The sequence below is a fragment of the Mycobacterium barrassiae genome (genome assembly GCF_025822765.1).
Taxonomy (GTDB): domain Bacteria; phylum Actinomycetota; class Actinomycetes; order Mycobacteriales; family Mycobacteriaceae; genus Mycobacterium; species Mycobacterium barrassiae.
In genome coordinates, this window is sequence record NZ_JACKUK010000016.1 from 579,594 (window position 1) to 605,462 (window position 25,869).

Consider the following 25,869-nt stretch of genomic DNA (forward strand, 5'->3'; position numbering starts at 1 on the left):
TCACGGGTAGGCGCTTGCGGTACCGGCGGTATCACCTTAGTGTCGGGCAGATGATCGAGCGCGCACCGATACACCTGGGGTCAGGCGAGCCGATGCTTTTGCTGCATCCGTTCATGATGTCCCAGAACGTCTGGAAAGGCGTCGCCCCACTGGTTGCTGACACGGGTCGCTACGAGGTGCTTGCACCCACCATGCCCGGCCACAACGGCGGCATCAAAGGCAGGTTCTTCCTGGACACCCCAGAGCTGGCCGACGACATGGAACGCCGGATGGACGCGCTGGGCTGGGACACCGCCCACATCGTGGGCAACTCCCTGGGCGGCTGGGTGGCGTTCGAACTGGCGCGCCGGGGCCGGGCCCGCACGCTGACGGGTATCGCCCCGGCCGGCGGCTGGACCCGCTACACCCCGGTCAAGTTCGAGATCGTGTTCAAGTTCGTCGCGGGCCTGCCCGTCTACCTGGGCGCCAAAGTGCTCGGCCGGCGTGCATTGAAGCTGCCCTACGTCCGGCAGCTCGGCTTCGTGCCGATCAGCGCGACCGCGGACCGCCTCAGCGACGAGCAGTGGTTCGACATCATCGACGACGTCACCCACTGCCCGGCCTACTACCAGCTACTGGTCAAGTCGCTGTTGATGCCCGGCCTGATGGAACTGGCCGAGGCCAAGACACCCACGCATCTGGTGATCTGTGAGAAGGACCGGGTGTTGCCGCATCCGCGGTTCACCCGGCACTTCATGACACACCTGCCGGAGTCCACCGAGGTGACGCATCTCGACGACGTCGGGCACATCCCGATGTTCGAGGCGCCACGCAGGATCGCCGATCTGATCGTCGAGTTCACCGACCGCTACGCGACGCCTCCCCCGAGCGAAGCCATCGGCTAGGCCCGAGCCGACTCCAGCACCGAGTTGAACGTCTTGCTCGGACGCATCACCGCTGCGGTCTTCTCGGGATCCGGGTAGTAGTAGCCGCCGATGTCGACCGGATCGCCTTGTACCTCAGTGAGTTCGGTGACGATGGCGTCCTCGTTTTCGGCCAACGACTTGGCCAGCGCGGCGAAGTGGTCGGCCAGCTCCTTGTCCTCGGTCTGCTCGGCGAGTTCCTGGGACCAGTACATCGCGAGATAGAACTGGCTGCCGCGGTTGTCGAGCTCACCGGTCTTACGCGACGGACCCTTGTCGTTCTCCAGCAGCTTGCCGATCGCAGCGTCCAGCGTGGTCCCGAGCAGAGCGGCGCGCTTGTTGTCGGTCTTGCGGCCGATGTCCTCAAAACACGCTCCCAGCGCCAGGAATTCGCCGAGCGAATCCCACCGCAGATGGTTCTCTTCCACCAGCTGATGCACGTGCTTGGGGGCGGAGCCGCCCGCACCGGTCTCGTACATGCCGCCGCCGGCCATCAGCGGCACGATCGACAGCATCTTGGCGCTGGTGCCCAACTCCAGGATCGGAAACAGGTCAGTCAGGTAGTCGCGCAGGATGTTTCCGGTCACCGCGATGGTGTCCTGACCGCGGGTCACCCGCTCCAGCGTGTACCGCATGGCCCACACCTGCGGCATGATCTGGATCTTCAGCCCGTCGGTGTCGTGGTCCTGCAGGTAGGCCTTCACCTTCTTGCGGAGTTCCATCTCGTGCGGGCGCTCGGTGTCCAGCCAGAACACCGCCGTCATGCCCGACGCGCGCGCCCTGGTGACGGCGAGCTTGACCCAGTCGCGGATCGCCGCGTCCTTGGCGACCGGCATGCGCCAGATGTCGCCCTCTTCGACGTTCTGCGACATCAGCACCTCGCCGGTGTCGATGTCGACGATGTCGGCGACGCCGTCCTCCGGGATCTCGAAGGTCTTGTCGTGGCTGCCGTATTCCTCGGCCTTCTGCGCCATCAGGCCGACGTTCGGCACAGTGCCCATGGTAGTCGGATCGAACTGGCCGTTGGTCTTACACCAGTTGATCATCTCCTGGTAGATGCGCGAGAACGTGGACTCGGGGTTGACGGCCTTGGTGTCCTTGGTCCGTCCGTCGGCGCCGTACATCTTGCCGCCGAGGCGGATCATCGCGGGCATCGAGGCGTCGACGATCACGTCGCTGGGCGAGTGGAAGTTGGTGATGCCCTTGGCCGAATCCACCATGGCGAGTTCGGGCCGGCGGTCATGCACGTCGTGGATGTCCTGAATGATCTCTTCACGCTGCGATGAAGGCAACGCCTCGATCTTGTTGTAGAGATCGACCATTCCGTTGTTGACGTTGACACCCAGCTCGTCGAGCACCTTCTGGTGTTTGGCGAACGCGTCCTTGTAGAACACCTTCACGCAGTGGCCGAACACGATCGGGTGGCTGACCTTCATCATGGTCGCCTTGACGTGCAGCGAGAACATCACGCCGGTCTTGTAGGCGTCCTCGATCTGCTCCTCGTAGAAAGCCACCAGGGCCTTCTTGCTCATGTACATGGAGTCGATGACGTCACCGTTGTCCAGCACCGTCTCGGGCTTGAGCACAATCGTGTTGCCGCTCTTGGTTTTCAGCTCCATCCGGACCCGACGGTCGCGGTCCAGCGTCATCGACTTCTCGCCGTGGTAGAAGTCACCGTGCTTCATGGTCGCGACGTGGGTGCGCGACGCCTGCGACCACTGGCCCATGCTGTGCGGATGCTTGCGCGCGTACTCCTTGACGGCCTTGGGGGCGCGACGGTCCGAGTTTCCTTCGCGCAGAACGGGGTTGACGGCGCTACCCAGAATCTTGCCGTAGCGCCGGTTGAGTTCCTTCTCTTCGTCGTTCTTGGGCTGCGCCGGGTAGTCGGGAACCGCGTAGCCCTTCTCCTGCAGCTCCTTGATCGCGGCGTAGAGCTGCGGGACGGACGCGCTGATGTTGGGCAGCTTGATGATGTTGGTGTCGGGCTCCTGCGTCAGCTTGCCCAACTTGCCCAGGTTGTCGGGCACGCGCTGCTCTTCGGTCAGGTAGTCGCCGAACTCGGCCAGGATGCGGGCCGCTACCGAGATGTCGCTGGTTTCGATGTTGATCCCCGCCGGGTCCGCGAACGTCCGGATGATCGGCAGAAAGCCATAGGTCGCAAGCAGCGGCGCCTCGTCGGTCAGGGTGTAGATGATGGTCGGCTGCTCGTCGCTCATATGTCGTCTCCCGGCGTAATGGATCTAAAGTCGGCTATCAGTATCGCGTCGCCTATGACGCTACGCCCGGGGTGGGGTTCAAATCAGGGCTCCCACCGCCGCATCCGGGCCTCGCTGCGACCACAAGTTAGGTACATCCACCCCATGTCCGGCGTGCCCCGATCGGGCGACCATTCCAGGTGACCGGCGAGGGGTAAAACACCCGGTGGCAGCCTGCCAGCCGCGTGCGCTAAGCTTCGTCTCGGTCATGAGCGCCAGCGTCAAGCCCCGGCTTGCTGGCCGGCAACCCTCCAACCGCGGTGGGGTGCCCCGGGTGATGACCAGGTTGGGTAGCCGTTAGGACGGGTTACCGGCAAGCGCGGGTCCGCTGGGCGGGCCCCCTGACACACAGATGGAGGGCCGTGCCATGAGCACGCCAGATGATCCCACCCAGAATTGGGCTTTCGAGACCAAGCAGGTCCATGCGGGCCAGACGCCGGACATCGCGACGAACGCGCGGGCGTTGCCGATCTACCAGACGACGTCGTACACGTTCAACAGCACCGAGCACGCCGCCGCCCTGTTCGGCCTCGCCGAGCCCGGCAACATCTACACCCGGATCATGAATCCGACGCAGGACACCGTGGAGCAGCGCATCGCAGCGCTGGAAGGCGGCGTCGCGGCGCTTTTCCTGGCATCGGGTCAGGCGGCGGAGACCTTCGCGATCCTCAACCTCGCCAACGCGGGTGACCACATCGTGTCCAGCCCCCGGCTCTACGGCGGCACCTACAACCTGTTCCACTACACGCTGCCCAAGATCGGCATCGAGGTCAGCTTCGTCGAAGACGCCGATGACCTGGACTCCTGGCGGGCGGCCGTGCGCCCCAACACCAAGGCGTTCTTCGGCGAGACGATCTCCAACCCGCAAATCGACATCCTCGACATCCCCAATGTCGCCGCAGTGGCGCACGAAGCCGGGGTCCCCCTGATCGTCGACAACACCATCGCCACGCCGTATCTGATCCAGCCGCTGGCCCACGGCGCCGACATCGTCGTGCATTCGGCCACCAAGTACCTCGGTGGGCACGGCGCGGCGATCGCCGGTGTGATCGTCGACGGCGGCACCTTCGACTGGACCAACGGCAAGTTCCCCGGCTTCACCGAACCCGACCCGAGCTACCACGGTGTCGTGTTCGCCGAACTCGGGCCGCCCGCGTTCGCGCTGAAGGCACGCGTGCAGCTGCTGCGCGACCTCGGGTCGGCGGCGTCGCCGTTCAACGCCTTCCTGGTGGCGCAGGGACTGGAGACGCTGAGCCTGCGCATCGAGCGGCACGTGCAGAACGCACAACGCGTGGCCGAATACCTGTCCGGACACGAGGACGTCATCTCGGTGAACTACGCGGGACTGCCCAGCTCGCCGTGGTACGAGCTCGGAAAGAAGCTGGCGCCCAAGGGAACCGGCGCGGTGCTGGCGTTCGAACTGGCCGGCGGCATCGACGCGGGCAAGGCCTTCGTGAACGCGTTGACGTTGCACAGCCATGTCGCCAACATCGGCGATGTGCGGTCGCTGGTCATCCATCCGGCCTCCACGACGCACGCCCAGCTCACCCCCGAGGAGCAGTTGGCCACCGGTGTGACGCCGGGCCTCGTGCGGCTTGCGGTCGGCATCGAAGGCATCGACGACATCCTCGCCGATCTCGAGCAGGGTTTCGCGGCGGCCAAGCCGTTCAATTCCGCGGGTTCCGCGGATCACAAAGCCACGGCAGCGTTCTGATGACGGTTTTGGACGTGCGAACCGCGACGCTCCCTGCCGAGGGAGAAGTCGGTTATGTCGACATCGGCGATCTGACGCTGGAGAACGGCGCGGTCATCGACGATGTCACGATCGCCGTGCAGCGGTGGGGCGAGCTCTCCCCCAACCGCGACAACGTGGTCGTCGTGCTGCACGCGCTCACCGGCGACTCGCACATCACCGGCCCCACCGGTCCCGGTGACGAGACCGAAGGCTGGTGGGAAGGTGTCGCCGGACCCGGCGCGCCGATCGACACCACCCGCTGGTGCGCTATAGCCACCAACGTGCTCGGCGGCTTCCGCGGCTCGACCGGTCCGAGCTCGCTGCACCCGGACGGGAAGCCTTGGGGCTCACGGTTTCCCCTCATCTCCGTGCGCGACCAGGTGGAAGCCGACATCGCCGCACTGAAGGCGCTCGGCATCACCCGGGTCGCCGCGGTCGTCGGCGGGTCGATGGGCGGCGCCCGGGCACTGGAGTGGATCGTCGGCCATCCCGACACGGTGCGCGCGGCGCTGGTGCTGGCCGTCGGGGCGCGTGCGACGGCCGATCAGATCGGCACCCAGAGCACGCAGATCGCGGCGATCAAGTCCGACCCGAACTGGTGCAACGGCGATTACTACGGCACCGGCCTCTCACCGGATATCGGGATGCAGATCGCTCGCCGGTTCGCGCACCTGACCTATCGCGGCGAGACCGAGCTCGATGACCGCTTCGGCAACGACCCGCAGGGTGACGAAGACCCGGCGCGGGGCGGCCGTTACGCGGTTCAGAGCTACCTCGAGTACCAGGCGCGCAAGCTGTTGGCGCGGTTCGATGCCGGCACCTATGTGGCCCTCACCGAATCACTGTCCAGCCACGACGTGGGCCGTGGCCGCGGCGGTGTGGCGGCGGCGTTGAGCGGCTGCCACGTGCCCGTGGTCGTCGGCGGCATCACCTCAGACCGGCTGTACCCGTTGCGGCTGCAGGAGGAATTGGCGGCGCTTTTGCCGGGTTGTACCGGATTGAACGTGGTCGACTCGATCTACGGCCACGACGGATTCCTGGTCGAGACGGAAGCGGTGGGCGAATTGATCCGCAAAACGTTGGAGTTGGCGTCACGCTCATGACTCGTAGCCAGCAGCGCTCTCTGTCCTTCGGTGCAGAAGCCGCGGCGTACGAGCGCGGTAGACCGTCGTACCCACCGGAAGCAATCGACTGGCTGCTCCCTGCCGGCGCCCGCGATGTCCTCGATCTCGGGGCGGGAACCGGCAAGTTGACGACGCGGTTGGTCGAGCGCGGGCTGGATGTCGTCGCCGTCGATCCGATTCCGGAAATGCTTGAGCTGCTAAGCAATTCGCTGCCCGACACCCCTGCGCTGCTGGGCACCGCCGAGGAGATTCCGCTGCCCGACGACAGTGTCGACGCGGTGCTGGTCGCGCAGGCCTGGCACTGGTTCGATACCGGACGCGCCGTCAAGGAGGTGGCGCGGGTGCTGCGGCCAGGCGGCCGGCTGGGCCTGGTGTGGAACGCGCGCGACGAGCGGATGGGCTGGGTCAAGGACCTTGGCAAGATCATCGGCCACGAGGACGCCCACTTCAACGAGAAGACCACGCTTCCGGACGTGTTCACCGACGTCGAACACCACCGTGTCGACTGGACGAGCTACCTCACGCCGCAGGCACTCATCGATCTGGTTGCCTCGCGCAGTTACTGCATCACCTCGCCGGAGAAGGTGCGCACCGTCACCCTCGACCGGGTCCGTGAGCTATTGGCGACCCACCCGGCGCTGGCCAACTCCAACGGTTTGGCACTGCCGTATGTCACGGTGTGCACGCGCGCCACGCTGTCCTGAAATTCGGTTGAGCGCCGTCGCCACGTCTGGAATCGTGGCCGCCATGTTGACTTCTTCGATGAGGTTGCGCACCGCCTAGCGGCGGAATCGACTTCACGCTCGACACTTCCGCCGCCGCAGCGACTTATCCCCTGCTACCGCGGAGTTGTAGTGTCCTCCCCTCATCGCGGCCGGCACGAGGCCGGCCAGAACTTCCTGCGCGATCGCCGCGCCATCGCCGACATCGTCGAGATCGTCGCGGCCACCGACGGACCCATCGTCGAAGTGGGCGCGGGCGACGGCGCGCTGACGCTGCCCCTGCAGCGATTGAACCGTCCGCTGACCGCCGTCGAAGTGGACGGACGCCGAGCGGCTCGGCTCGCTCGCCGCACCACCGCGCGCACCCGCATCGTGCACGCGGACTTCCTGCGTTACCACCTGCCCCGCTCACCGCACACCATCGTCGGGAACCTGCCGTTTCACCTGACGACGGCCATCCTCCGGCGGATCCTGCATGCGCCGGGCTGGACCGACGCGGTGCTACTGGTTCAGTGGGAGGTCGCGCGGCGACGGGCCGGCGTCGGCGGTGCGACGATGATGACCGCGCAGTGGTGGCCGTGGTTCGAATTCGGTTTGGTGCGTAAGGTTTCCGCCTCCGCGTTCCAACCCCGCCCCAGCGTCGACGCCGGTCTGATGACGATCCGGCGGCGCACCGAGCCGTTGGTCGATGCACGCGACCGTCGTCGATATCAGGCGCTGGTGCACGCGATGTTCACCGGTCGCGGGCGCGGCATCGCCGAGATTGCGTCGCGACAGATGCCAGCCGCCGTGACTCGCCTGTGGCTGGTGGACAACGGCATCCCCGCCAAGGCCCTGCCCCGCGACCTGAGCGCGACGCAGTGGGCGGCACTGTTCGCGGTCGCGGACTAACTCGTCCCCAGCGGGTCGATCGTCCAGGCGATGTACAGGATCGTCGCGCTGACGCTGGCGGTGGTTGCGACGTCGATGGCGCGGCTGCGTACCGCGAGCAACCCGGCCCGGTCCTGGGGCAGGGTGAGCCGGAGCACCGAGGCGACGGCCACCCCGATCGCCAGCACCAGCGCCCCGCGGCGCCAGTACCCGGCGATCACCAGGGCGAACGCCACGATCAGGATCACGCCGGGCAGCAGGATCGGCCACTGCCCGCCGAAGACCTTGCGCGCGAACTCCCGCAGTGTCACGTGGCTGCCAGCGCCTCTGCCCGCTCGACGACGTTGGTGAGCAGGAACGCGCGGGTGAGCGGTCCGACCCCACCGGGATTGGGCGAGACGTGGCCCGCGACGTCCCACACGTCGGGGTGGACGTCGCCGACCAGCTTGCCGTTCTCGTCGCGGCTCACGCCGACGTCGATGACGGCGGCCCCGGGACGAACCATCTCGGCGGTCACCATGTGAGGCACGCCCGCGGCGGCGATGATGATGTCCGCCTCGCGGGTGTGCTGCGGCAGATGCCGAGTTGCAGTGTGGCACAACGTGACTGTGGCATTCTCGGAGCGACGGGTGAGCAACAGCCCGAGCGGCCGACCGACGGTCACGCCACGACCGATGACGACGACCTCGGCGCCGGCAATCTCGACCTCGTAGCGGCGCAGCAGGTGCACGATGCCGCGCGGCGTGCACGGCAGCGGCGCGGGCTCGTTGAGCACCAGCCGGCCCAGATTCGTCGGGTGCAGCCCATCGGCGTCCTTGCCGGGATCGACCCGTTCCAGCGCCGCGTTCTCGTTGAGGTGCTTGGGCAGGGGCAGCTGCACGATGTAGCCGGTGCACTCGGGGTTGGCGTTGAGCTCGTCGATGGTTTCGTCGAGCTTGGCCTGGCTGATGTCGGCGGGCAGGTCGCGTCGGATCGAGTTGATGCCCACCTTCGCGCAGTCGGCGTGCTTGCCCCGCACATACGCGTGTGACCCGGGATCGTCGCCGACCAGCACCGTTCCCAGTCCCGGCGTGTGGCCGGCGGCGGTCAGTGCCGCGACCCGCTCCTTGAGGTCGACGAAGATCTCGTCGCGCGTGGCCTTACCGTCCAAAGTGATCGCACCCACGGCAGCCAGTCTGTCATGTCATATGGCAGGCTCCCCGATATGAACACACAGCCCAATGTGTTCACCCCGGCCAAACTCGGCCCGGTGACGCTGCGGAACCGCATCATCAAGGCCGCGACGTTCGAGGCGTCATCGCCGAACGCGCTCGTCACGGATGACCTGATCACCTACCACCGCCTGCCCGCCGCGGGCGGTGTCGGGATGACGACCGTCGCCTACCTGGCGGTGACGCAGGGCGGCCGGACCGAGGGCAACGCGATCTGGTGGCGTCCCGAGGCCATGCCAGGTATGAGGAAGCTGACGGAGGCCATCCACGCCGAGGGTGCGGCGATCAGCGCCCAGATCGGCCATGCCGGCCCGGTGGCCAACGCGCGCTCGACCAAGGCGACGGCGTACGCCCCGGTGCGATTCTTCAACCCGATGTCGATGCGCTTCGCCAGGAAGGCGTCGCGGGATGACATCAACAACATCATCGGCGCGCACGCGAACGCCGCCCGCCTCGCGATCGAGGCCGGCTTCGACGCCGTCGAGATTCACTTGGGGCACAACTACTTTGCGAGCTCGTTCCTCAGCCCACTGATCAACCGGCGAACCGACGAGTTCGGCGGATCACTCGAGAACCGCGCCAAGGTGGCGCGCGGCATGGTGATGGCGGTGCGGCGCGCGGTGGAGAAGGAGGGCAACCCGATTGCCATCACCGCGAAGCTGACCATGGCCGACGGCGTGCGCGGCGGCATCACGGTCGAGGAGTCGTTGCAGACCGCGAAGTGGCTCGAGGAAGACGGCGGTCTGGACGCCATCGAACTCACCGCGGGCAGCTCGCTGGTCAACCCGATGTACCTGTTCCGCGGCGACGCGCCGATCAAGGAGTTCGCGGGCGCCTTCAAACCGCCGTTGCGGTGGGGTATCCGGATGACCGGCAAGAAGTTCCTCCGCGAATACCCGTACCGGGAGGCGTATCTGCTCCGCGACGCGAAGCTGTTCCGCGCCGAACTCAAGATGCCGCTGATTCTGTTGGGCGGCATCACGAGTCGCGAAACGATGGACCTGGCGATGGCCGAGGGTTTCGACTTCGTCGCGATGGGGCGCGCGCTGCTCGCCGAGCCCGATCTGATCAACCGCATCAAGGATGACGGTGACGCACACTCGATCCGATCGGTCTGCAACCACTGCAACAAGTGCATGGCCACGATCTACAGCCACACGCACTGCGTCGTGACGGGCTCGCCCGGTTAGGTGGGCGGGGTCGGCATCTCGATGGGCAGCAGCGGCTGGGCCCCGAACTGCACAACGGGCTCGGTGCGCATCCACTCGTCGGTCTTGATGACCAGCGCCTTGCTGCTCACGGTGTAGGTGGCGCCGTCCTTCTGGGCGAAGAACTCGCCGGGCACAGTGGGCTCGGCGACCACGGTGAGCACCGCTTCCGGATCGGCCAGCCGCGCGCCGCGGTACTCGTAATGCCCGGCTTCGTCCACGCAGATCGCCACGATCGACTGCTCTGTACGACTGAACGCCACCGCCGTCTGTGGCGCATCGCAGCGGATCTGGGTGCCGATGAAGCCCCGATCATCAGTGGGATACGTCGGTTCTGCGGCGGCCACCGGCGACGTGATCGTCACCGCCAGACCCACGGTCACCGCGGCACTCGCCACCAGGCCTGCAGGCGCCAAAGACACCATGATCAACGACACCACGAACGCGGCTGCGACACCGCACGACTCGCCGAACGGACCGGCAAATATTTGTCTTCTTGCGCCGGGGTGCGGTGTCAGCCCGCGCCGGCCGAACGGGCAACCACCGAGACGTACGCCGCGATTGGGGTCCTACCGATAGAGTTGGTCGCGATGAGCCGACCAGCCCCGCCCGCGCTGACCGTTCGCTACGACGGATCGACCCGAACCTTCGCGCCGGGGAACGACGTAGTCGTCGGTCGCGACCTCCGCGCCGACATCCGCATCGCACATCCCCTGATCTCCCGCGCACACCTGGTGCTGCGGTTCGATCAGGGCCGGTGGGTCGCCATCGACAACGGCAGCCTCAACGGGATGTACGTCAACAACCGGCGGGTCCCCTCCGTCGATCTGCAAGACGGTCAGCGCATCAACATCGGCAATCCCGACGGTCCGCAACTGAGTTTCGAGGTCGGGCGCCACCAGGGCGTCGTCGGCCGGACGCCGACCCAGTCGGTGCCCATCAGCACCCATCGTGCGGGGGCGGACACGTCGTACCCCACCACCCAGGGGCCGCCACAGCCCCAGATCTCCCGGCCGCAAGCAGTGCCGCCGACCGGCCCGCGCCCGCCGGCCTACCCCTCCGGACCACAGCCGCGCTATCCCTCGGCGCCGCAACCGGCCGCGTACAGCGGCGCGCCCGGGTATTCGTCGAACCCGTCCGCCCCGGTGCGGCCGCCTCAGGTTTCGCAGCCGATGTCCCAGCCGGCGCTCGAGTCGGTCACGGCGCTGGGCCCGACGGCCGCCCCGCGTACGCCCGAGGGCAACCTCGCAACGAGCATGCTGAAGATCCTGCGGCCGGGTAAGCCCGCCGCCGCGGGCGTCCCGGGCGCCATCAAGATCGGCCGCGCGACCGACAACGACATCGTCGTCCCCGATGTGCTTGCATCGCGGCATCACGCGACCCTGGTGCCCGTCGCGGGCGGAACCGAGATCCGCGACAACCGCAGCATCAACGGCACATTCGTCAACGGTGCGCGCGTCGACTCGGCGGTTCTGCACGAGGGCGACACCGTCACGATCGGCAACATCGACCTGGTGTTCACGGGCGGCACCCTGACCCGCCGCACCGAGACCGCCGCGGCCACCCAGACCGGTGGCCTCGAAGTGCACTCGGTCACCTGGACGATCGAGGGCAACAAGACGCTGCTGGACAGCATCTCGATCGCGGCGCGCCCTGGCACGCTGACCGCCGTCATCGGTCCGTCCGGTGCGGGCAAGTCGACGTTCGCGAAGTTGGTCGCCGGCTACACCCATCCGACGACCGGCACGGTGACCTTCGAGGGCCACAACATCCACGCCGAGTACGCCTCGCTGCGCTCCAGGATCGGCATGGTCCCGCAGGACGACGTGGTGCACGGTCAGCTGACCGTCCGGCAGGCGTTGATGTACGCCGCGGAGCTCCGGCTGCCGCCGGACACCACGAAGGCCGACCGCGAGCAGGTGGTCATGCAGGTCCTCGAGGAACTCGAGATGACCAAGCACCTCGAGACCCGTGTCGACAAGCTCTCCGGCGGCCAGCGCAAGCGCGCCTCGGTCGCCCTCGAGCTGCTGACCGGTCCGTCGCTGCTGATCCTCGACGAGCCCACCTCCGGCCTGGACCCGGCGCTGGACCGGCAGGTCATGACGATGCTGCGCCAGCTGGCCGACGCCGGCCGCGTCGTCCTGGTGGTGACGCACTCGTTGACCTACCTCGACGTCTGCGATCAGGTCCTGCTGCTGGCGCCCGGCGGTAAGACCGCGTTCTACGGGCCGCCGAGCGAGATCGGTCCGTCGATGGGCACCACCAACTGGGCCGACATCTTCAGCACGGTCGCAGGCGACCCGGATGGGGCCAAAGCGCGCTACCTCGCTCAGCACGGGCCGCCGCCGCCACCGCCACCGTCAGAGAAACCGTCCGACCTCGGCGAGCCGACGAAGACGAGTCTGCGCAGACAGTTCTCGACGATCGCGCGGCGTCAGGTCCGGCTCATCGTGTCGGACCGCGGCTACTTCATCTTCCTGATGTTCCTGCCGTTCATCATGGGTGTGCTGTCGCTGTCGGTGCCCGGTGACGTCGGCTTCGGTGTGCCGATCCCCGCCATCAAGGGCGGCCCGGCACCGAACGAGCCCGGCCAGATCCTGGTGATGCTCAACGTCGGCGCCATCTTCATGGGCACCGCGTTGACCATCCGGGCGCTGATCGGCGAACGGGCGATCTTCCTGCGTGAGCAGGCCGTCGGCCTGTCGACCACCGCGTACATGCTCGCGAAGATCGCCGTCTTCACGGTGTTCGCGGTCATCCAGTCGGCCATCGTGACGTCGATCGCCGTGTGGGGTAAGGGCTGGGGACCGGGCGCCACCGAATCGGGTGTGGTGATTCCCAACCGCAGCCTCGAGTTGTTCATCGACATCGCGGCGACCACCATCGCCGCCGGCATGGTCGGGCTTGCACTCTCGGCGCTGGCCCGGTCGCAGGAACAGATCATGCCGTTGCTCGTGGTGGCGATCATGTCGCAGCTGGTGTTCTCCGGCGGCATGATCCCGGTGACCGACCGGATCGTGCTGGACCAGCTGGCCTGGTTGACGCCCGCCCGATGGGGCTTCGCCTCGTCGGCGTCAACGATCGACCTCACCAGACTCGTGCCGAGTCCGCTATCGCCGAACGACTCGCACTGGCATCACACCACTGGTGCGTGGCTTTTCGACATGGCGATGCTGCTCGTGATCTGCATCGGCTACACCAGCTTCGTGCGGTGGAAGATCCGGTTGGCCGCCGCCAACTGACCCGATGTTCTGCAGCACGGCGTTGGCCGAGCGCATCGAGCGCGCGGAAGCCGGTCTCATCACCGCGGGCACCAAGGCCGCCGATGACCGCGGCATCGCGGGCTTCGTGATCCCGGTTGCGGGTGGCGCGGCGTGCTTCGCCGGCGAGAACTCACCGTTCAACAAGGTCGTCGGGCTCGGCTTCGACGGCGTACCCGACGAATCCGCGATGATCGAGGTCGAACGGACCTACTCAGCGGTGGGCAGCGATACCCAGGTCGAGTTGTCGCATCTCGGCGATCCCGAGCTCGGCGCGATGCTGACGGACCGCGGGTATCGGCTCGTCGGCTTCGAGAACGTGCTCGGCCGCAGCGTGGATGACGCGGTGGAGCGGATCTCGCCGCCGGGGGTCGAGATTCGGCGCTGCGACGATGACGAGTTCGAGACGTGGCTGGACGTAGTGGTCGACGGATTCGCCAACCCCGACACCCAGGGCGTCGCGCCGCACGAGGACTTCCCGCGCGATGTGATCGCCTCTGCGACACGCGATATGGCCGCCGCGGGCGCGACCCGGTACGTCGCGCTGCACGACGGCGTGATCGCGGGGGCGGCGAGTGTGCGCATGGCCGACGGCATCGCCCAGCTCACCGGTGCCGCCACGTCGCCCGCGCATCGAAGGCACGGCATTCAGACGGCGATACTCGCGGCCCGGCTCGTCGACGCCGTAGCGGCGGGCTGCGACATCGCCGTCGTCACCACCGCACCGGGGTCGAAATCGCAGGAGAACGTGCAGCGGCGCGGATTCGAATTGTTTTATACCCGCGCGATCCTGGTCAAACCCGCGCCGGCGCAAGCCGTTTGAGCGCGAGCCCGCCCTCGAACGGCCGGTAGCCGAACGCCGGTGGCGAGACATAGCCCGTGTCGCCCAGCGGTGTGTTGACCTCCTCGACCGTCGGGCCGATCTTGGCGGCCACGGGTGTCAGCGCCTCGAGATCGAAGCGGTAGAGACGGGCCGCGTTGCCGCCGAGGATCTTTCGGCAGTTCTCCTCGGACTGGCCGTGCAGCGCCCACCGGATCGCCAGTTTCGAATGCGGCGTGAAGCCCTCCTCGTGGGGATAGTCGCTGCCCCACATCATGTGGTCGGCGCCCATGTAGTCGATCATCGACTTCTCGTACGGCGTGAGCTCGGAGGCCAGATAGCAGTTGTGCTTGGCGTACTCGCTCGGCGCCATGGTGAGCGCGTCGATCGACGAACCGCCGAACATGCCGTAAGTCCGGTTGCCCGCTTCGGATTTCATGCTCGGCACCATGACGTCGAGCAGCATCATCTGGTCCTGAAGCCACATGGTGCCCTGCTCGGTCGGCACGAAGCGCAGCGTCGGGTAGCGCTCGAACACCCCCGCGAGGATGAGGTGGTTGACCGTTCGCTGTGCCCAGATCGCCATCTCGGTCACGAGGACGGCGTTGGATGCCGGCTGATCCATCGGCATGGCGGGACTGCCCGCGCCGGCGTGCTGGACCAGCGTCAGGTCGAGTTCCGCGCACGCCGCCCAGATCGGTTCGTAGCGGGTGTGAAAGAGCGGGGCGACGTTCGGGTCCCCAGGCGAGACGGCGGGCAGCAGTACGCCGCCGAAACACTTCTGCTCTGCACCCCAGCGGATCTCATCGAGCGCCTGGTCGATGTCGTTGGGGAAGATCTGGATCAGGCCGCGACGGCGCTCAGGTGCCAGTGCGCAGAAGTCGACCTGCCACCGGTTGTGCGCCTGCACTCCCGCCCACCGATGTTCGAACTCCTCCCGCGTGCGCGGCAGGCTGATCGTGATGTTGGGAGACGTCGGGAAGAACGGCGGCACCGTGTTCGGCAGCAGCACCTCGGCCGCCACCCCGTCGGCGTCCATCTCCGACATCCGGAGGTCGGAATCCCAGTTGCGCTTCGCGGTGGCGATGATCAGGTCGTCGAACGGGCTGACATAGGTCTTCGCCCACGCGTCGAAATCGTCGTGTAGCCGCTTCGGCAGGTACGCCTTGTAGTCGTAGAGGTCCGCGCCTGCGTGCGTGTCGGTCGAGATGACCACGTATCGATCGATCGTGTCCCAGGTGGCTGCCATACCTCCATACTCCACTTCGACCGCGCCGGATTACGGCACTTTGCGCGAGTTCACGACAGCAGCCAGTCGTTGGGAGAGAACAGCTCGCAGTGCACCTGGGCGGTCGGAATCCCGGCCGCGACCAGCTGCGTGCGTACCGCCTGCACGAAGCCGTTGTTCCCGCACAGGTAGACCTGCGCGGCATCCGGCAGTTCGATGCCACTCAGGTTGAGCAGCCCGGGATGCACGTCGGCCTGGCCGCCGGTGACGCCGTCCTCATACCAGATGTCGAGGCTCGCGTTGGGCAGTGCGTCCAGCAGTTCGCGCTGCCGTTCGCGCAGCGGGTGACTCTGGTCGCTGCGGTCGGCATGCATCACGTGCACCGTGGTGTCCGGGACCTCGACGACGAGGTACTCCAGGATGCCGATCATCGGCGTGACTCCGATACCCGCGGAGATCAGGACCAGCGGCTCGTCGCCGGCAGGCGCGGGCAGGTCGCCGAACGGCACGGTGACATCCAGGATGTCGCCCACGCACACATTCGTGGTGATCCACGAGGACACCTCACCTGCCGGTTGGCGGTCCGTTGCGGCGACCGGCTTGACCGCGAACGTGATCTCCTCGCTGCCGGGCGCGTTCACGAGGCTGTACTGGCGCAGCTGGCGCGCTCCGTCGGGCATCGTGACGCCCACCGAAACATACTGTCCCGGAGCGAAATTCGGGAACGATCCGGAGGTGGGGCGGACGGTCAGCAGCACCGCGCCCGACGGATCGTCGACGCGGGCGACGACGCGCGCGCGGCGGTAGACGTCGCCGTCGGCGACACCGGCGGCCGCATAGAGATCGTGCTCCATGTCGATCAGCGTCTGCGCCATGATCCAGTACACCCGGTCCCATGCGCCGGCCACCTCATCGGTGACGGTGTCGGCGCCGAGCACCGCGACGATCGCGGCAAACAGGTGCTCGTGGACGATCGGGTACTGGTCGGCGGTGACGCCCAGCGACGCATGCTTGTGCCCGATCCGGGACAGCAATTCGGTCGGATGCGGCAGTGCGGGGTCGACGAGATGGGCGGCGAAGGTGGCGATCGATGCCGCCAGCGCACGCTGCTGCGCCCCCTGGGCCTGGTTGCCGCGGTTGAACAGGTTGCGGATCAACTCCGGGCGGCTTTCGAACATCCGCCGATAGAACTCGGCGGTGATCTCGTCGATGTGCGCGCCGATCGCCGGCAGCGTCGCGGACACGATCTCCGCGTGTTGGGCGTCGAGTTCGACGGGGGCAGCGGCGATGGCGGTCATTGGACAATCCCTTCGTTGGGTTGGCGTCCGGACGGATGCCCGGCACGAGACGGTGGTCCAGAGATCACGAGTAGCCCTGTGTCCCTGGTCAAGTCGCTGATCGTGTAGCGGTCGAGTTCGCGGTAGAACGCTTCCTTGGCCTCCGACAGGGCGCGGCGCAGTCGGCATGCGGGCACGAGTGGGCACGGATCGGAGCCGTCGCACTCGATGACTTCCCGGTCGCCCTCCAGGCTGCGCACCAGCCAGCCGACCGAGGCATGCCGGCCCGCGTCGGTGAGTGTCAGCCCGCCGACGCGGCCGCGCCGCGCGTGCACCATGCCGAGATCGGCCAATCGGGCGACCGCCTTGGCGACGTGGTTTTCCGAGGCGTTGGCGCCGATCGCGATCGACCGGGTGGTGACCCGCTGGTCGTCGGCTTCACCCGCGGCCAGCAGCATCATGGTGCGCAAGCCGAGATCAGTGAAGCGGGTTAGCTGCATACTACGGACGGTAGTAATTCCGTATCTCAGATGCGAATTTTCCGGCTGTGGGCTTTAACACCCCGTGACGTGCGGCTTTTTGATCAGCGGTAACCGGCTTCAGCGGGAGACGACCGACTCGATCGCCAGGCTCACGCGCCGCCCGGTGCCGCCGTCGATGTCGCTGGGCGCCACCCATTCGACGGTCGCCTCGCCCGAAACGTGCAGTGTCGCGCCGGTGTCGAAGTCGATGAACAGCAGCGCGGCGCTCGGGTCGACGGCAAGATTGCCGAAGCTGTTGAACATGTTGTTGCCCGGGTAGTCCGGCCACCACAGTCTGTCGCCGTCGACGTGGACGAATCCCGGTGGGCCGCCGCGATGAGAGGCGTCCGCGCCCCGGGTCGGGTGGATGGTGCCGAGGAAGAAAGTGTCGGCGTTCGCGATGAGCGTCTGGTGTTCGGGAAGCAGCGTTGCGGAACGTTCGACGCGCTGCTCCGCGCTGCCCACCCGGTCGATTTGGCGTGGATGAATGTATTTGGGGCAGTTGCCGTATGCCTGGTCGACAGCGATGGTGAGCCCGGTGTCGCTGTCGGTGAGCGTGCCGTTGACCCGCACCCTGCGGCGGGTGGCGAACTCGATGGCGAGCATGCCGACGGGCTGGCCGGCAGCGAGGCCCTCCAACGGATCGCCGGGCCCCGGCGCGGCATGAACTCGTAGTTCGCGGTCGTGCGCCTCAAGGAAGCCCGGCGACGAGAACAGCGGCGAGGTCCACAGGCGACCGTCGGCATCGCGCGCGGTGAGCACGGCGAAGGCACGGTGGGCGAGGAAGCGGCCCATGCCGCCGTCCAGATCCGGGGCGGCGAGCATGGCGTCGCCGAGCCGGGCCGCCTGCGCGCGAACGCCCGCGCGGTCCTGAATCGCGAGCTCGCCCTCGTGAAACGCCGTCATGTTGCTCTAAACGGGACTCTACGGCGGTTATTCCCCCGATATGTCGAGTCCGTGCGCAACGGCGTAGGCGAGCGCCTGATCGACGTCGATCTTCGCGCCCCGCAATGTGGCGGTGGTCCAGAACGTCGCATCGGTGCGCGCGCCGCGCAGGTCGGCCTCGTCGAGTCGCGACTTCTCCAGTCGCACACCGCTCAGGTCGGCGCCGCGCAGCACTGCCTTGCGCAGGTCGGCTTCGACAAGGCTGGCTTCGCGCAACCGACAGCCGGACAGGTCGACACTCCTCAGGTCGCAACCGCCCAGAACGGCGAGCGTCAGGTCGACTTCCACCAGCTTCAGTGGCCGCAGCCGGGATTCGGTGAATATCGATCCCAGCATGCTGCACTGTCGAAAGGTGCTGTGGTGCAAGGTGGCCCGCTCGAAACGACAGTTTCGGAAGGCGGACCCGACGTGTTCGGACTCGGTGAGGTCGACGCCACGGAAGTCGCACTCGTCGAACACCACGCGCTCGGTGCGCAACCGGCTGAGATCCTCGTCGCGGAAGTCGCGGTTGACGAATTCCCTTTCGGTCCAGACTTCTTCGTCATTACCCACGGATCAGCCGGCGAGGATGCTGAGCGCGTATTCGGTGACCTCGATCAGTGCGGCGCGTGCCGAGTTGCGGTCGCGGGCGTCGATCGACATCACCGGGATGTGATCGGCGAGCGCCAGCGCCGTTCGCACCGCCTGTGCGGAATATCTTGGCGCTCCCTCGAATTCGTTGATCGCGATGAGGAAGGGCAGACGACGCGCCTCGAAGAAGTCGACCGCCGCGAAGCTGTCCTGTAGGCGCCGGACATCGACCAGGATGATCGCGCCGATGGCGCCGCGGATCAGGTCGTCCCACATGAACCAGAACCTGCGCTGGCCGGGCGTGCCGAACAGGTAGAGCACCAGGTCCTCGTCGAGGGTGATGCGGCCGAAGTCCATCGCCACCGTCGTGGTGGTCTTCGACGGCGTCGCCTCCAGGCCGTCGACGCCGGCGGACGCGTTGGTCACCAACGCCTCGGTCCGCAGCGGCATGATCTCACTGACCGCGCCGACGAACGTCGTCTTCCCCGCGCCGAACCCGCCGGAGATGACGATCTTCGTGGAGGCAGCGGCCCGTCGCGCCGCAGGGTGCGTCGAGGCGTGCCGCTCAGAGTGCCTTGAGACCACGCAGGGTCCTTCCTATGAGATCTCGACGTTCGTCGTTGCTCGCCGAATCGCCGAGTGTCGTGTGCACCTGCAGATATCCCTGCGTGACGAGGTCGCCGATCAGCACCCGGGCCACGCCGAGCGGTAAGGCCAAACCCGCGGCGATCTCGGCGACGGACGGGAGATCGGCACTCATGCTGAGGATCTGGCCGCGCACGTCGTTACCCGGCCACCGCGGCGGTTTGTCCGCGGCCGGCTTGCCGATCGGGGCCTCCAGCGGCAGCGGGATCTCCGGTTCGGTGCGACCGGCGGTCAGCGTGTACGGCCGGACCAGGCTAGGCTCGTCCGAGACGTCACGCTCCCACAGCGGTTTCCCGCTCGCCCTGTCCTCCGGATGGTCCATCGGCCGCTCACGAGTGCTGAGGTGCACGCCGTCGTGAGGACTGCACCACGGTGCCCACCCGTTCCACCAGAATCGCCATCTCGTAACCGATTTGGCCGATGTCGCAATTGCGCGAGGCAAGCGTCGCCAGGTTCGATCCGTCGCCGACCCGCATCAACAGCAGATACCCGTTCTCCATCTCGACGACTGACTGCAAGACGTAGCCGCCGTCGAACAGCTGCGCGGCGCCGGTCGACAGGCTGGCCAGACCCGAGGCCACCGCAGCCAGTTGGTCGGCACGCTCGACAGGGATGTGCTCACTGGACGCCATCAACAGCCCGTCGGCGGAGACGAGGACCGCGTGGGTGACGCCGGATACCTCGCGGGCGAACCTGGAGACCAGCCAGTCGAGCGAGTCACGCTGCGTCGAACGTGGCGGGTAGGTCATTGGCTATCGATTCCTCATGTCTCTCGCGGTGTCTCTCGCGCGTGCGAGCGGCCCGCGTGAACACCATCGAAATGGCTGCTGATACTCGCGCGGACGGCATCGGGGTCGCGCCGCGGTTGGGCCCCGCCTGCGGATGATGCGTCCGGCTCTGCGGAGCCGAACTCAGCCGCCGATGCTACCTCGTCGTCGCCGTCTGCGCTCCGGTGAGCGCCGCCGTTACGGCGATGCTCGCCGCCGCTACCTGCAGGTTCAGCCGCACCGGGCACCAGCCGGGCGCCGGGCTCGCGGACCGGTAGGCCCTCTTCGGTGTGCTGCTGAACCGGAGCCTTGGCGGCCGCCTCTGCCGCTGACCAACCGCTGTCCCACACCGACTCCCAGTTGAGGTCCGAACTGTTGGCCAGTTCGGTGGGGTCGACGAGCCACTCGGAGAGCATCCGCTGGTAGATGGCATCGTCTGAACCTGCCGTGTCTGAACCGGCCGTGTCTGAAGGTTCGGGTGCGGGGCGCTGGGGTGCAGGTTGCGGTTCAGGTTCCGGCGGCGCGGGCGGTTCGGCCGCCACCTGCCGCCGTGCCGCGAAGAAGCCCGACGTATCGGTGGGCCGGTCGGCCGGCGCCGCACCCCGTTCGTCTTCGACGGCCGGGAACTCGATCGTCTGGGCCGGCATGGAGTCGTCGGGCCAGTCGTCCTCCGGCCAGTCGTCTTCGACATCGGCCTGTTGCGGGGTGGCAGGCGGCGCCAAGGACACGGGAATGTCCGATATGCCGCTGGCACCGGGGCGACGTTGGGGCAACAACGCGACGGGAATCTCGGCGGTGCTGTGGTCCTCGAAGTCTTCATCGGCGTATTCGTCGGCGGAGTCGTCGGCGGAGTTGTAGTCACCCCAGGCATCGCCGTGGTCTTCGTCGAGCGCCAGAGCGGTCGCGATGCCTGCGTGCGCGTCGGCGGGCGAGGCGGGTTCGCCGAATTGGTGGGGTGCATCCGTTCCGCCGAGCAACTCCTTGGGCACGTAGACGCCCGCGGTGGTGCCCGAGTTCGGCTCCCCCGCAATGGTGCTGCGCAACCTGACTACGAGGCCGTGCTGCGCCGCCAATCGGCCGACCACGAACAGACCCATGTGCCGCGCGGTGTAGGCGTTAACCTCGCCGCCGGACTGCAGACGCGTGTTGGCCACGCGCAGATCCGATTCGGTCATGCCGAGTCCGATGTCGCTGACCTCGATGACCAGTCCGCCGTTGCCGGTGTGCACCGCAGACACCCGCACCTGTGCGCCCGGCGGTGAGTAGCGCAGTGCGTTGTCGAGCAGCTCGGCCAGCAGGTGGACCAGGTCGCCCGCGACGGAGCCGGCGATCTCGCTGTCGGGCACCGTCGCGGTGACCACGCGCGCGTAGTCCTCGACCTCGGAGGCCGCCGCATTGATGACCGCCGAAACCGGAACCGGGTCGGCCTGCTCGCGGGGAACCTTCGCGCCCGCGAGCACCAGCAGGTTGGCGCCGTTGCGGCGCATCCGAGCGGCGAGGTGGTCGAGGCGGAACAGGCTCTCCAGCCGCTCGGGATCCTCCTCGTTGCGCTCGAGGCGGTCGATGAGCGAGAGCTGCTGGTCGACCAGTGAGCGACTGCGCCGCGACAGCGTCTCGAACATGTCGCCGACCTGCAGCTGTAGCCGCGACTGCTCGCCGGCCAGCAGCACCGCCTGCTCATGCAGTTCGTCGACGGCGTGCGCGACCTGACCCACTTCCTCGGACGTGTACACGGGAATCGGCGCAACGGGCCCCGGGTCGCCACCCGCGCGCACCTGCTCGATCTCGCGGGCAAGGTCGTCGTGAGCGACCTTCAATGCGCTGTCACGCAGCCGTCGCAGCGGCCGCACGAGCGACATCGCCACCACAATCACCACGATGAGCGCCAGTAGGATCGCGCCGCCGACGATCGCCGCGTCGCGAATCGCGGTCGAACGCTGCGCGGCAGCGCGCTCCGCCACTGTGGTCGTCACCGACTCGGTGGTGTCGGTGATGATCTGACCGGCGATCCGGTCGGTGACCGCTTCGGAGGCACGCAGGTCCGGGTTGTTCACCAGCACCGCGGCGGGGTCCGACATGATTGCCAACCGCTTGACCATCTCGCCTTGTAGCTGCTGGGCCTCGGCCGAGCCGACACCGAGCACCTGACTCATCCCGAACAACGTCGAGGGCTCCGTGCCCGCGAGCGCGATCATCCTGGTCCGCAGTTCGGGCTCGGGCAGTTCGGCGCCGAGATTCACCAGGAGCTGCTGCATCATCATCTGGCCGCGGGCACCGACCGCGCGGGACAGCCCGAGGGTTTCGGCGGTGATGCGCTCGTCGTCCACCCGCACCGAACCGTTGATGGCGTCCTCTGCGGACAGCAGGATCGGCGCGTAGGTGGTGATGCGGTCGAACAGGCTGATGCTGTTGGACGCGACCTTGTCCATCAGCGCCTGACCGCTGGAGATCATGCTCGTGACGCCCTTGCTGACGTCGGCCGCGACGTCGGTGTCGGACAGCCGGCGCTGCAATTCCCGCTTGCTGGAATCGAACTCGGTGAGCGCGCCCTGCGGATCGCCTCCGGTGGAGCTCGCCAGCATGGCACCGTCGAGGGCGGCCATATAGTTCACGATCGCCGGCACCATCTCGGTGCGGTCGGCGGCGCGGCGCAAGTCGGTGGCCTCGGTGAAGCTGCTGTAGATGCGCAGACCGCCGAAGGCCCCGGCCAGCACAAGTGGCACCAGAACGATGGCGAAGACTTTCCAGCCGACGGGCCAGTTGGACACCGCCCACCGGCTCGGCCGCTTGGGTGGCGGCGCGGCTTTGGATTCGAAACTGTCAGGCGTGCTGTCGAGCTGCGAGAAGGCGCTCATCGGCGCGTGTCCGCATCTCCGGTCACGTGTCGACAATTCACTTTTGGAGAGTGATTCATACGTTTCCTGCTCATTCGCCGGCAGCCGCAAGCTGCGTTGTGCGCCTGGCAATTGGTCGAGTATGCCAGTCCTGCTCGACCGACTCCACAATTCTTACTAACCAGACAGCCCCCGCAGCAGCTGCAACGCGTCCCATTGTGGTAACGGAGCAAACACGTTTTGGATCGCTACCCCGCCGACGGGATGATCTACGGATGTTCCGCGTGCTCTTCTATTCGCCACGCATCGCACCCAACACCGGTAACGCCATCCGGATGGTCGCCGCAACCGGTTGCGAACTGCACCTCGTCGAGCCGCTCGGATTCGATCTGTCCGAACCCAAACTACGTCGCGCGGGTCTGGACTACCACGACCTCGCGTCGGTCACCGTGCACCGCGATCTGGCCACGGCATGGGAGGCCTTGGCACCGCAGCGGGTGTACGCGTTCACGGCGCACGCCACCACGCGATTCGACGAGATCAACTACGAGCCGAACGACGTCGTGATGTTCGGGCCGGAACCGACCGGGCTGGACGCGGCGACGCTCGCCGACCCGCATATCACCGCTCAGCTGCGGATCCCGATGCTCGCCGGTCGGCGGTCTCTGAACCTGTCGAACGCCGCCGCGGTCGTCGTCTACGAAGCGTGGCGCCAGCACGGCTTCAGCGGCGCTGTCTGACTACCACGAATTCCAGTGCGTCAGCTCCTCGGCGGGCAGCCGCTTGGCGGGCCGGAAGTCGGTGCCCTTCGTATAGGCGATCGGGAACAGCCCGCCCTGCCGATATCCGTCGGACGGAATGCCCAGGACGTCCGCGGCCAGCTTCTCGCCCTTGCCGACGAGATGCAGCGTCGTCCACGCCGAGCCGAGGCCGCGCGAGCGCAGCGCCAGCATGAAACTCCACACGGCGGGCAGCAGTGAGCCCCAGAAGCCGGCACTGCCCGCGACCGCGTCGTCGGGGCTGCCTGCCAGGCACGGAATCAGCATCACCGGCACCTCGTGGAAGTGATCGTTGAGGTACATCGCGGAGTCGATGACGCGTGGGCGCTGCGTGTCGCGAACGTCGCCGTATTCGGGTTTGGGTTGGGCGAGGTATTTCGACGCGTTGTGCCGGTAGATGTCGGCGATCGCCTTCTTCTTGTCCGGATCGTCGACGAACACCCACTGCCAGCCCTGGGCGTTGGACCCTGTCGGGGCTTGGAGCGCCAACTCCAGACACTCCATCAGCACCTCGCGCGGTACCGGCTTCTCCAGATCCAGCCGTTTGCGCACCGATCGCGTGGTGGTCAGCACTTCATCGACAGACAAATTCAAGGTCATAACCAAGAGACTAGGCGAGACTAGATTTGGAACGATGACAGCCGAACTGACACAAGAAGTTTCCGACCGCCTGACCTCCGACAAGTACGGCTGGCTGACGACGGTCGCGAAATCCGGGCAGCCCGTCCCGAAGCTGGTCTGGTTCTACTTCGACGGTTCCGACGTGTTCATCTACTCCGAACCCGGCGCCGCCAAGGTCAGACACATCCGCAACCATCCGCGGGTCAGCCTCAACCTGGACTCCGACGGCAACGGGTCGGGGATCATCGTGGTCGGCGGCGTCGCGACGGTCGACGCGGAGAACGCCAATCCCCTCGAGGACGAGCGGTATGCGGCCAAGTACGGCGAGTACGCCGAAAGCCTCGGCTTCACCGCCGAGTTTCTCTCCGCGTACAACCTGCGGCTGAAGATCAGCGTCGACAAGGTCTGGACCACACCGGCCGCGGGTTAGGCCGGCTTTCGATCAGTCGGCGGACGTAGCGCAACGGCACACAATCCGGCCGCTGCGATCACCACGAACGACAACCTCGGTCCCACCGCATCGATGAGCGCGCCCGCTGCTGGCGCTCCTAGTGCCTGGCCCGCTGCGATCGTGAAGAACGCGATGCCGACCCCGAACGACGTCCGGTCCGGATAGAGACGCGTACTCCACAACAGGACCAGGCCGGTCAACGTGATGTAGGCGGCGCCGAACAGCGTGGCGGCCAGGATCACTGCGACGAACTGGGCGGGGGCCGCGGCAAGCACCAGGGTCGCCGCGGCCATCGTCGCGGTGGCGGCCACCCATGCCCAGTGCAGTCCGATCCGTTGCACCGCATCGCCGGCGAACGCCCCGGCGATGCCGGCAGCGCCCAGCACGATCCACATGATCGACGAGCGTGTCCCGTCTGCAGCCCCGACCGTGGTGATCAGATCGCGGCCGAATGTCCACACCGCGACACTGCCGACGCCGGTCAGAAGCGCAGCGGTCAACAGCGTGACAGTTCCTGGGCGCCAGAACGATTCGGCTGAATCCACAGGGCGCGGCCGCGTTGTCGATCCAACGGAGCGAGCGACCCATAGCGTCACCGCCGCCGCGATCAACGCATACACCGCCCAAGCCGCGCGCCACTGGTCCAGCAGCAGAAGGGCGATCGGGGCGGACAGCACCACGCCGATGCCCGTGCCGCCGTTGACCACCGTCTGCGCCCGGTCCGCCTTCTCGCCGGGAACGTATTGTGCGACGGCCGCGGCCAACGGCGGCGACGCGATGCCGGTGCTGACACCGGCGACCAGCACGCCGAGCGCCAGTACCCACGCCGACGGTGCCGCGGCGACGATCGAAAGGCCCACCGTCGCAACCACTCCGGCAAGGACGGCGACCCGCCGGGCACCGATTCGGTCCGTCAGCACCAAGCTGAGGATGATGGCGGCGCAGTATCCGATGTAGCTTCCGCCGCCGATGACGCCGGTGAGGGTGCCGTTGAGCGTAAAGGCGTCGGCGAAGACCGGAGTGAACAGTCCGTAGGCGAATCGGGCGAATCCGTAGCAACAGGCGATGAGTGCGGTTCCCGCGCCGACGAGGAAGTACACCGAGCGGGGCACCCCACCACAGTA

The 25,869-nt window shown here is 67.1% G+C and carries 25 protein-coding genes and 1 riboswitch; of the genes, 10 read left to right on the forward strand and 15 right to left on the reverse strand.

Annotated elements, in window-relative coordinates; all coding sequences use genetic code 11:
* Positions 1–50: 50 nt before the first annotated feature.
* A complete protein-coding gene (gene ephH / locus H7J93_RS08685; RefSeq protein WP_267305856.1) occupies positions 51–884 on the forward strand; it encodes an epoxide hydrolase EphH in 834 nt (277 codons plus the stop codon).
* Here the strand turns inward: ephH and H7J93_RS08690 are convergent.
* Positions 881–3,118 (reverse strand): NADP-dependent isocitrate dehydrogenase, encoded by a 2,238-nt coding sequence (locus H7J93_RS08690; protein WP_267305857.1) that lies wholly within the window; start codon positions 3,116–3,118, stop codon positions 881–883. The genes ephH and H7J93_RS08690 overlap by 4 nt on opposite strands.
* 243 nt (positions 3,119–3,361) lie before the next feature.
* Positions 3,362–3,483, forward strand: a riboswitch (SAM riboswitch).
* A gap of 26 nt (positions 3,484–3,509) precedes the next feature.
* Here H7J93_RS08690 and H7J93_RS08695 point away from each other — a divergent pair.
* From H7J93_RS08695 to erm, 4 genes are all read left to right on the forward strand, one after another.
* On the forward strand, positions 3,510–4,871 hold the full coding sequence (locus H7J93_RS08695) for a bifunctional o-acetylhomoserine/o-acetylserine sulfhydrylase (RefSeq protein WP_267305858.1): 1,362 nt from the start codon (positions 3,510–3,512) through the stop codon (positions 4,869–4,871).
* Positions 4,871–5,995: a homoserine O-acetyltransferase MetX gene (gene metX, locus H7J93_RS08700; RefSeq protein ID WP_267305859.1), complete on the forward strand. Its 1,125-nt coding sequence runs from the start codon at positions 4,871–4,873 to the stop codon at positions 5,993–5,995. Before H7J93_RS08695 ends, metX begins: the two co-directional genes overlap by 1 nt.
* Complete coding sequence (locus H7J93_RS08705) at positions 5,992–6,720, forward strand: class I SAM-dependent methyltransferase (protein ID WP_267305860.1); 729 nt, start codon at positions 5,992–5,994, stop codon at positions 6,718–6,720. The genes metX and H7J93_RS08705 overlap by 4 nt, the downstream gene beginning before the upstream one ends.
* A 150-nt stretch (positions 6,721–6,870) precedes the next feature.
* The gene (erm, locus tag H7J93_RS08710; protein WP_267305861.1) at positions 6,871–7,629 is read left to right on the forward strand and encodes a 23S ribosomal RNA methyltransferase Erm; all 759 of its coding nucleotides are present in this window, start codon (positions 6,871–6,873) and stop codon (positions 7,627–7,629) included.
* On the opposite strand, the gene H7J93_RS08715 is transcribed toward erm, so the two are convergent.
* Together H7J93_RS08715 and H7J93_RS08720 are read right to left on the reverse strand one after the other, a co-directional pair.
* A complete protein-coding gene (locus H7J93_RS08715; RefSeq protein ID WP_267305862.1) occupies positions 7,626–7,919 on the reverse strand; it encodes a DUF3017 domain-containing protein in 294 nt (97 codons plus the stop codon). The genes erm and H7J93_RS08715 overlap by 4 nt on opposite strands.
* A complete protein-coding gene (locus tag H7J93_RS08720) occupies positions 7,916–8,773 on the reverse strand; it encodes a bifunctional methylenetetrahydrofolate dehydrogenase/methenyltetrahydrofolate cyclohydrolase (RefSeq protein WP_267305863.1) in 858 nt (285 codons plus the stop codon). Before H7J93_RS08720 ends, H7J93_RS08715 begins: the two co-directional genes overlap by 4 nt.
* A 39-nt stretch (positions 8,774–8,812) precedes the next feature.
* Between H7J93_RS08720 and H7J93_RS08725 the strand changes: the two genes are divergently transcribed.
* On the forward strand, positions 8,813–10,009 hold the full coding sequence (locus H7J93_RS08725; protein WP_267305864.1) for an NADH:flavin oxidoreductase: 1,197 nt from the start codon (positions 8,813–8,815) through the stop codon (positions 10,007–10,009).
* Here the strand turns inward: H7J93_RS08725 and H7J93_RS08730 are convergent.
* Positions 10,006–10,467, reverse strand: a complete 462-nt coding sequence (locus H7J93_RS08730) for a hypothetical protein (protein WP_267305865.1) — start codon at positions 10,465–10,467, stop codon at positions 10,006–10,008. The two genes, H7J93_RS08725 and H7J93_RS08730, sit on opposite strands and share 4 nt — an antisense overlap.
* A 150-nt stretch (positions 10,468–10,617) precedes the next feature.
* Here H7J93_RS08730 and H7J93_RS08735 point away from each other — a divergent pair, with 150 nt between their 5' ends.
* Both H7J93_RS08735 and H7J93_RS08740 read left to right on the forward strand, forming a co-directional pair.
* Positions 10,618–13,269, forward strand: coding sequence for an FHA domain-containing protein (locus H7J93_RS08735; RefSeq protein ID WP_267305866.1), 2,652 nt, complete (start codon positions 10,618–10,620; stop codon positions 13,267–13,269).
* A 4-nt stretch (positions 13,270–13,273) separates the two neighbouring features.
* Positions 13,274–14,110 (forward strand): GNAT family N-acetyltransferase, encoded by an 837-nt coding sequence (locus H7J93_RS08740; protein WP_267305867.1) that lies wholly within the window; start codon positions 13,274–13,276, stop codon positions 14,108–14,110.
* Here H7J93_RS08740 and H7J93_RS08745 read toward each other — a convergent pair.
* The 9 genes from H7J93_RS08745 to H7J93_RS08785 all read right to left on the reverse strand — a co-directional run bounded on the left by H7J93_RS08745 (position 14,082) and on the right by H7J93_RS08785 (position 22,915).
* Positions 14,082–15,356 (reverse strand): amidohydrolase family protein, encoded by a 1,275-nt coding sequence (locus H7J93_RS08745; protein ID WP_267305868.1) that lies wholly within the window; start codon positions 15,354–15,356, stop codon positions 14,082–14,084. The genes H7J93_RS08740 and H7J93_RS08745 overlap by 29 nt on opposite strands.
* A 50-nt stretch (positions 15,357–15,406) precedes the next feature.
* Positions 15,407–16,633 carry a globin domain-containing protein gene (locus H7J93_RS08750; RefSeq protein WP_267305869.1) on the reverse strand — a complete coding sequence of 409 codons (1,227 nt, stop codon included), beginning with the start codon at positions 16,631–16,633 and terminating at the stop codon, positions 15,407–15,409.
* The gene (locus tag H7J93_RS08755; RefSeq protein WP_267305870.1) at positions 16,630–17,112 is read right to left on the reverse strand and encodes an RrF2 family transcriptional regulator; all 483 of its coding nucleotides are present in this window, start codon (positions 17,110–17,112) and stop codon (positions 16,630–16,632) included. Before H7J93_RS08755 ends, H7J93_RS08750 begins: the two co-directional genes overlap by 4 nt.
* 99 nt (positions 17,113–17,211) lie before the next feature.
* Positions 17,212–18,039: a pyridoxamine 5'-phosphate oxidase family protein gene (locus H7J93_RS08760; protein ID WP_267305871.1), complete on the reverse strand. Its 828-nt coding sequence runs from the start codon at positions 18,037–18,039 to the stop codon at positions 17,212–17,214.
* Positions 18,040–18,066: 27 nt separating this feature from the next.
* A complete protein-coding gene (locus H7J93_RS08765; protein ID WP_267305872.1) occupies positions 18,067–18,630 on the reverse strand; it encodes a pentapeptide repeat-containing protein in 564 nt (187 codons plus the stop codon).
* Between the two features lie 3 nt (positions 18,631–18,633).
* Positions 18,634–19,233, reverse strand: a complete 600-nt coding sequence (locus H7J93_RS08770; protein ID WP_267305873.1) for a GTP-binding protein — start codon at positions 19,231–19,233, stop codon at positions 18,634–18,636.
* The gene (locus tag H7J93_RS08775) at positions 19,214–19,615 is read right to left on the reverse strand and encodes a DUF742 domain-containing protein (RefSeq protein ID WP_267305874.1); all 402 of its coding nucleotides are present in this window, start codon (positions 19,613–19,615) and stop codon (positions 19,214–19,216) included. Before H7J93_RS08775 ends, H7J93_RS08770 begins: the two co-directional genes overlap by 20 nt.
* Before the next feature lie 7 nt (positions 19,616–19,622).
* Positions 19,623–20,042: a roadblock/LC7 domain-containing protein gene (locus H7J93_RS08780; protein ID WP_267305875.1), complete on the reverse strand. Its 420-nt coding sequence runs from the start codon at positions 20,040–20,042 to the stop codon at positions 19,623–19,625.
* A gap of 14 nt (positions 20,043–20,056) precedes the next feature.
* A complete protein-coding gene (locus tag H7J93_RS08785) occupies positions 20,057–22,915 on the reverse strand; it encodes a HAMP domain-containing sensor histidine kinase (RefSeq protein WP_267305876.1) in 2,859 nt (952 codons plus the stop codon).
* A gap of 254 nt (positions 22,916–23,169) precedes the next feature.
* Here H7J93_RS08785 and H7J93_RS08790 point away from each other — a divergent pair, with 254 nt between their 5' ends.
* Positions 23,170–23,634 (forward strand): tRNA (cytidine(34)-2'-O)-methyltransferase, encoded by a 465-nt coding sequence (locus H7J93_RS08790; protein WP_267305877.1) that lies wholly within the window; start codon positions 23,170–23,172, stop codon positions 23,632–23,634.
* Here the strand turns inward: H7J93_RS08790 and H7J93_RS08795 are convergent, their stop codons facing one another.
* Entirely contained in the window at positions 23,635–24,273 is a 639-nt protein-coding gene (locus H7J93_RS08795; RefSeq protein ID WP_267305878.1) for a nitroreductase family protein, read from the reverse strand.
* 34 nt (positions 24,274–24,307) lie between these two features.
* Between H7J93_RS08795 and H7J93_RS08800 the strand changes: the two genes are divergently transcribed.
* On the forward strand, positions 24,308–24,724 hold the full coding sequence (locus tag H7J93_RS08800; protein WP_267305879.1) for a TIGR03667 family PPOX class F420-dependent oxidoreductase: 417 nt from the start codon (positions 24,308–24,310) through the stop codon (positions 24,722–24,724).
* On the opposite strand, the gene H7J93_RS08805 is transcribed toward H7J93_RS08800, so the two are convergent.
* On the reverse strand, positions 24,721–25,857 hold the full coding sequence (locus H7J93_RS08805) for an MFS transporter (protein WP_267305880.1): 1,137 nt from the start codon (positions 25,855–25,857) through the stop codon (positions 24,721–24,723). The two genes, H7J93_RS08800 and H7J93_RS08805, sit on opposite strands and share 4 nt — an antisense overlap.
* Positions 25,858–25,869: the final 12 nt, after the last annotated feature.

Bases quoted from the DNA above. Each gene is read 5' to 3' on its own strand.
- H7J93_RS08690 (WP_267305857.1), bottom strand. From the start codon at position 3,118: ATGAGCGACGAGCAGCCGACCATCATCTACACCCTGACCGACGAGGCG.
- metX (WP_267305859.1), top strand. From the start codon at position 4,871: ATGACGGTTTTGGACGTGCGAACCGCGACGCTCCCTGCCGAGGGAGAA.
- H7J93_RS08760 (WP_267305871.1), bottom strand. From the start codon at position 18,039: ATGACGGCGTTTCACGAGGGCGAGCTCGCGATTCAGGACCGCGCGGGC.
- H7J93_RS08735 (WP_267305866.1), top strand. From the start codon at position 10,618: ATGAGCCGACCAGCCCCGCCCGCGCTGACCGTTCGCTACGACGGATCG.
- H7J93_RS08775 (WP_267305874.1), bottom strand. From the start codon at position 19,615: ATGGACCATCCGGAGGACAGGGCGAGCGGGAAACCGCTGTGGGAGCGT.
- H7J93_RS08745 (WP_267305868.1), bottom strand. From the start codon at position 15,356: ATGGCAGCCACCTGGGACACGATCGATCGATACGTGGTCATCTCGACC.
- H7J93_RS08695 (WP_267305858.1), top strand. From the start codon at position 3,510: ATGGAGGGCCGTGCCATGAGCACGCCAGATGATCCCACCCAGAATTGG.
- H7J93_RS08740 (WP_267305867.1), top strand. From the start codon at position 13,274: ATGTTCTGCAGCACGGCGTTGGCCGAGCGCATCGAGCGCGCGGAAGCC.
- H7J93_RS08785 (WP_267305876.1), bottom strand. From the start codon at position 22,915: ATGAGCGCCTTCTCGCAGCTCGACAGCACGCCTGACAGTTTCGAATCC.
- H7J93_RS08790 (WP_267305877.1), top strand. From the start codon at position 23,170: ATGTTCCGCGTGCTCTTCTATTCGCCACGCATCGCACCCAACACCGGT.
- H7J93_RS08725 (WP_267305864.1), top strand. From the start codon at position 8,813: ATGAACACACAGCCCAATGTGTTCACCCCGGCCAAACTCGGCCCGGTG.
- H7J93_RS08705 (WP_267305860.1), top strand. From the start codon at position 5,992: ATGACTCGTAGCCAGCAGCGCTCTCTGTCCTTCGGTGCAGAAGCCGCG.
- H7J93_RS08755 (WP_267305870.1), bottom strand. From the start codon at position 17,112: ATGCAGCTAACCCGCTTCACTGATCTCGGCTTGCGCACCATGATGCTG.
- H7J93_RS08750 (WP_267305869.1), bottom strand. From the start codon at position 16,633: ATGACCGCCATCGCCGCTGCCCCCGTCGAACTCGACGCCCAACACGCG.
- ephH (WP_267305856.1), top strand. From the start codon at position 51: ATGATCGAGCGCGCACCGATACACCTGGGGTCAGGCGAGCCGATGCTT.
- H7J93_RS08795 (WP_267305878.1), bottom strand. From the start codon at position 24,273: ATGACCTTGAATTTGTCTGTCGATGAAGTGCTGACCACCACGCGATCG.
- H7J93_RS08800 (WP_267305879.1), top strand. From the start codon at position 24,308: ATGACAGCCGAACTGACACAAGAAGTTTCCGACCGCCTGACCTCCGAC.
- H7J93_RS08780 (WP_267305875.1), bottom strand. From the start codon at position 20,042: ATGACCTACCCGCCACGTTCGACGCAGCGTGACTCGCTCGACTGGCTG.